The organism is uncultured Ellagibacter sp., from assembly GCF_934643285.1.
Lineage (GTDB): Bacteria > Actinomycetota > Coriobacteriia > Coriobacteriales > Eggerthellaceae > Ellagibacter.
In genome coordinates this window covers 1-4,560 of the sequence record NZ_CAKUBT010000040.1, presented here as the reverse complement: position 1 = coordinate 4,560, position 4,560 = coordinate 1, and the positions used below count along the sequence as shown (strand labels likewise).

Annotated in this window: 4 protein-coding genes; all 4 read right to left on the bottom strand. The window is 64.3% G+C overall.

All coding sequences use genetic code 11. The features are described from left to right. On the bottom strand, positions 1-593 hold a 593-nt coding region (locus Q0I65_RS09450; RefSeq protein WP_296062871.1), incomplete at its 3' end, for an amidase. After that, the gene (gene gatC, locus Q0I65_RS09445) at positions 593-904 is read right to left on the bottom strand and encodes an Asp-tRNA(Asn)/Glu-tRNA(Gln) amidotransferase subunit GatC (protein WP_296062870.1); all 312 of its coding nucleotides are present in this window, start codon (positions 902-904) and stop codon (positions 593-595) included. The genes Q0I65_RS09450 and gatC, both read right to left, overlap by 1 nt. 161 nt (positions 905-1,065) lie before the next feature. Next, positions 1,066-2,424, bottom strand: a complete 1,359-nt coding sequence (locus Q0I65_RS09440) for an MFS transporter (RefSeq protein WP_296062868.1) — start codon at positions 2,422-2,424, stop codon at positions 1,066-1,068. Positions 2,425-2,838: 414 nt separating this feature from the next. Beyond that, the coding region (locus Q0I65_RS09435) for a RecQ family ATP-dependent DNA helicase (protein ID WP_296062866.1) at positions 2,839-4,560 on the bottom strand (1,722 nt) is incomplete at its 5' end.

Below are 4,560 nucleotides of genomic sequence, written 5' to 3'. Positions count from 1 at the left end.
TAGGTGGGCTTCACGCCGACGATGCCGCAGAAGCTCGCGGGCTGGCGGATCGACCCGCCCGTGTCGGAGCCGAGCGCGACGCAGGTCATGCCCGAAGCGACCGCTGCGGCAGAGCCGCCCGAGGAGCCGCCCGGCACGCGTTCCAGATCCCACGGGTTGTGGGTGGGGCCGAAGGCAGATGACTCGGTGGAGCTGCCGAAGGCGAACTCGTCCATGTTGAGCTTGCCCAAGGGGATGCATCCTGCGTCGATCGCGCGCTGCACGCACGTGGCCGTGTAGGGGGACACGTAATTTTCCAGCATGTGGGAGGCGCAGGTGGTGTGCGTGCCCTCCTGGTTCATGTTGTCCTTGAAGGCGCACGGAATGCCGGCGAGGGGCCCAAGCTCGTCGAAGGAGCCCGCGGCGATCGCGGCGTCGATGCGCTCGGCTGCGGCGAATGCCGCCTCCTCGGTGAGCTCGAGGAACGCGTGGACCTTCTCGTCAGCGCCCTTCACGTGCGCAAGCGCCGTCTCGGCGACCTCGCGCGCCGTGAAGTCGCCCGCGCGCAGGCCCGCCTGGATCTCGGCGATGCCCATGTCGGTGGAGAATGCCATTAGCGATCGCCCCCTTCGCCTAAGATGGACGGGATGAGGAAGCTGCCGTCCTGCTGCTTGGGTGCGTTCTCAAGCGCAACTTCCTGCGTGAAGCTTTTGCGCTCGGTGTCCTCGCGCATGACGTTCGAGAGGCTTCCGATTGGGTGGAAGGTGGGCGTAACGCCATCGAGGTCGAATTCGGTGATGGGCTTCAAGGTGTCGATGATGCTGTTCAGGTCGGTTGTCATCTGGACAAGCTCATCGTCGGTGAGCCCGATGCGCGCGTAGGTGGCGATATCGCGCACGTCGCGTTCGGTAAGATGTTGGGTCATGAAAGCGTCCTTTCGTGCATATCTCCGAAATGATAGCAAAGGACGGGCCCGTTGCGGCTGGCAAGAACGCGAAGTCACCCGTTCTTAACAGCCGCGGCATTCGAAGGCGGCCCGCCGGCCCGCTTGCGGCGCGGCGGCGGGTCAGCAGTGCTCAAACTTCCCTAGCGTTCGTAATCCATGTCGCGGCTTTCCTTGAAGAATACGAGCGCGACGAGCGAGACCACTGCCATGCCGGCGAGGTAGAGGCCCACGGCGCCCAGGCCGAAGTTCATGACGAGCGCGCTTGCGATGGTCGGGGCGAACGCGCCGCCCACGATCGCGGCGAGGTTGTAGGAAAGGCCTGCGCCCGAGTAGCGCACATTCGCGGGGAACAGCTCGGGCAGATACGACCCGCACGGGCCGAACACCGCGCCCATGCACACGAAGCCGACGCAGAGGAACGCCATGACGCCCGCAACGGTGCCGCTTCCAAGAAGCAGTGGGCTCACCAGGCCGAACACAAGCGTTGCCGCGGTTGCGACCACGAGCACCGGCTTGCGGCCGCGGCGGTCGGCGCAAAGGCATCCCACCACGATGAACGCGGCAAAGAAGAACACGGCGACAAGCTCGAAGCCAAGGTACTGCGGCTGAGAGAAGCCGAGCGTGGAGACGCCGTAAGAAAGCGACCAGGTGCCGAGCAGGTAGAACAGCGTGTAGGTGATGCTCACCGCGCAGGTGCCCAAAACGACGCGCTTCCAATGGTGGCGAAGGTCGAGCAGCGGGGTCTTCGAGACGCGGTCCTCGGCGGCCGCCTTCTGGAAGACGGGCGTCTCGGCCATGCGCAAGCGCACGACGAGGCCGACGACGACGAGGAAGATGGAAAGCAAAAACGGGATGCGCCAGCCGAACGCGACCATCTGGTCGGTCGTGAGCACGGTGTCGAGCACGAGGTTCACGCCGTAAGCGCAGAAGAACCCGATCGGAGCGCCGAGGTTCGGGAAGCTGCCGTAGAGCGCACGCTTGCTCTTCGGCGCGTTCTCCGTCGCCACGAGCGCCGCGCCCGACCACTCGCCGGCAAGCCCAACGCCCTGGAACGCGCGGCAGGCGCACAGAAGGACGACCGATGCGGGGCCAAGGACGTCATACCCTGGCAAAAGACCGACGACAAATGTCGCGATACCCATCATCATAAGTGCTGCGACCAGGGTTTTCTTTCGTCCGAGCTTGTCGCCGAAGTGCCCGAACAAAAGCGAGCCGAACGGACGCGCCAGAAACGACACAGCGAAGGTGACGAAGGCGAGCAGCGTCGCCAAGACGGGGTTCGATTTCGCGACGTCGGTGAAGAAGATGAGGCCGAAATAGCTCGCCGCCGCAATGGAATAGCAGTAGTTATCGTAGAACTCGATCGCGGTGCCGACCATCGACGCCGCGACGACCTCCGCCGTCGAGTTCTTCTTTTTCTCCTGAGGCTTTGCCCCGAAGGGCAGAGCGCTCGCCGTTGCCGTGCTTGACATGATCTGCTCGCTCGCTTTCTCTCGCATGTCCTTGATACGCTTTCTGCTTGAAAGCAGGCGGCTGTTTGGGAAAGCGGCGGTGGAAAATCGCAAGGGTGCGAATGAAAAGCATCTGCGGAGTAAATAAAAAACCGGAGGCGTTTTCTCAAACAGCCTCCGGCTTCAATGCACCATCAGCTGCCCGATTTGGGTTCGGGCAGCTAACAAACAAGCAACCCGAGCCCTAGATAATCAGGCTCATAATTCGAATGGTATGCATGTTCGTGCTGGTCAACGTATCTCCTTTGTTGGGACATCCCTTGATGCCCGCTTGCTGCGCGCCCCTTTGGCTCGCCAGCAACATCTATCATCGTCCAACTCGCCCAAGAGTCAATGCATGGACCCTTTTCGTCACAGACCCTTCACTTTTCGAGTGCGGCATATGCCGAGAGGGCTTGCGGCCTAGCGGTTCTCGAAGGCGGCGATCTCGGCGAGAAACGCCTCCCCGTAGCGCAGAAGCTTCGTCTGCCCGACGCCGTTCACCTCGAGGAACTCGTCCTCGGTCTGCGGAAGGCGGGCGCACATGTCGCGCAGCGCGGCGTCGGAGAAGACCATGTAGGGCGCACATCCCCGTTCGCTCGCGATTTGCTTGCGCAGCGTGCGCAGGCGCTCGAAAAGCTCGCTGGACCCGCTGTCCGCCGCAGTGCCTGCGCACCTCGTGCCGCTCGAGCCGAACGCATGTCCGCCGCCTGCGCCAGCCTGCCCGCTCTTCCGTGCCGTGCGCTTCATGAAGAGGGAGAACTCGGGCGCCGCCGCTGCGCGAAAGTTCGGGCCGAACCCCACCTTGGGGAACTTCCCCTCCGAGATGTCGAGGTACCTGCCCGCGACCAGGAGCTCTATCACGTCCTTCACGTGCGCTGCGGACGCGTGGGAAAGCGTGCCGTAGGCGTTCGCGCGATCGAGCCCGAACGAGGACACCTTCTCGCTTTTCGAGCCGCGCAGCACGTCGGCGACCATTCCCTTGCCCCATTCGCCTCGAAGCTCCTGCACGCAGCGCATGATCGCACGCGCCTCGCTCGTCACGTCGACGCGCTCGAAGCCGCCTTCGCAGTTGCCGCAGTTCCCGCACTTCGCAGGGCCACCCGCCGCAACTTCTTCCCCGAAGTAGCGAAGCAGGTACTCGCGGAGGCAGCCGCAGGTCACGCAGTAGCCCTCCATCGCCGCGAGCATGCGCCGGCGCGTCTGGCGCACGACCTCGGCCTCTTCCGGCGAAAGCTCCTCGTTGGCCGATTCCTGCTCGATGAAGAAGCGGCAGGTGGAAAGGTCCTTCTCGCTCCAGAAGAGCAGGCACTCCGAAGGCAGGCCGTCGCGTCCTGCGCGGCCGGCTTCTTGGTAATACGCCTCGATCGAGGCGGGCATGTTGTGATGGAGCACGTAGCGCACGTTCGACTTATCGATGCCCATGCCGAATGCGTTCGTCGCGACCATGACGGGCGCATCGTCACAGATGAATGCCTGCTGGTTTGCCGCGCGCTCGGCAGCGGGGAGCCCGGCATGGTAGCGCGTCGCGCGGACGCCTGCCGACACGAGCGCATCGCAGACGGCCTCGGTGTCCTTCCGGGTGGAGCAGTACACGATGCCCGAATCGCTCGCGTGCTCCAAGGCGTAGGCGGCAATCCTCGCGAGCTTGCGCTTGGGCTCCGCGCGCTCGATGGCGAAGTGCAGGTTCGGGCGGTCGAACCCGGTGACGATACGGTAGGGGTCGGACAACCCGAGCAGGCGCACGATGTCGTCGCGAACGCGCTCGGTGGCCGTCGCCGTGAGCGCGCAGACGGCGGGGCGTGCGGGCAGTTGCGCGATGAAGGCGCCGATTTGCAGATACGAAGGGCGGAAGTCCTGGCCCCACTGCGACACGCAATGGGCCTCGTCGACGGCGACGAGCGCTATGCGCGCGCGGCTCGCAAACTCGATGAAGCGCGCATCTTCGAGCCGTTCGGGTGCTACATATATGATGTCGAACTCGCCTGCTCGCGCGCGCTCGATCACACGGCCCTGGGCTGCGGGCGAAAGCGTCGAGTTGAGATAGGCCGCGTGCACCCCTGCCTGCACGAGCGCGCGGACTTGATCGCCCATTAGCGACACGAGCGGCGAGACGACGATTGCAACCCCGGGCAAGACGAGGCT

Coding starts and splice junctions, on each gene's coding strand:
- Q0I65_RS09440 (WP_296062868.1), bottom strand. CDS start 2,424: ATGCGAGAGAAAGCGAGCGAGCAGATCATGTCAAGCACGGCAACGGCG.
- gatC (WP_296062870.1), bottom strand. CDS start 904: ATGACCCAACATCTTACCGAACGCGACGTGCGCGATATCGCCACCTAC.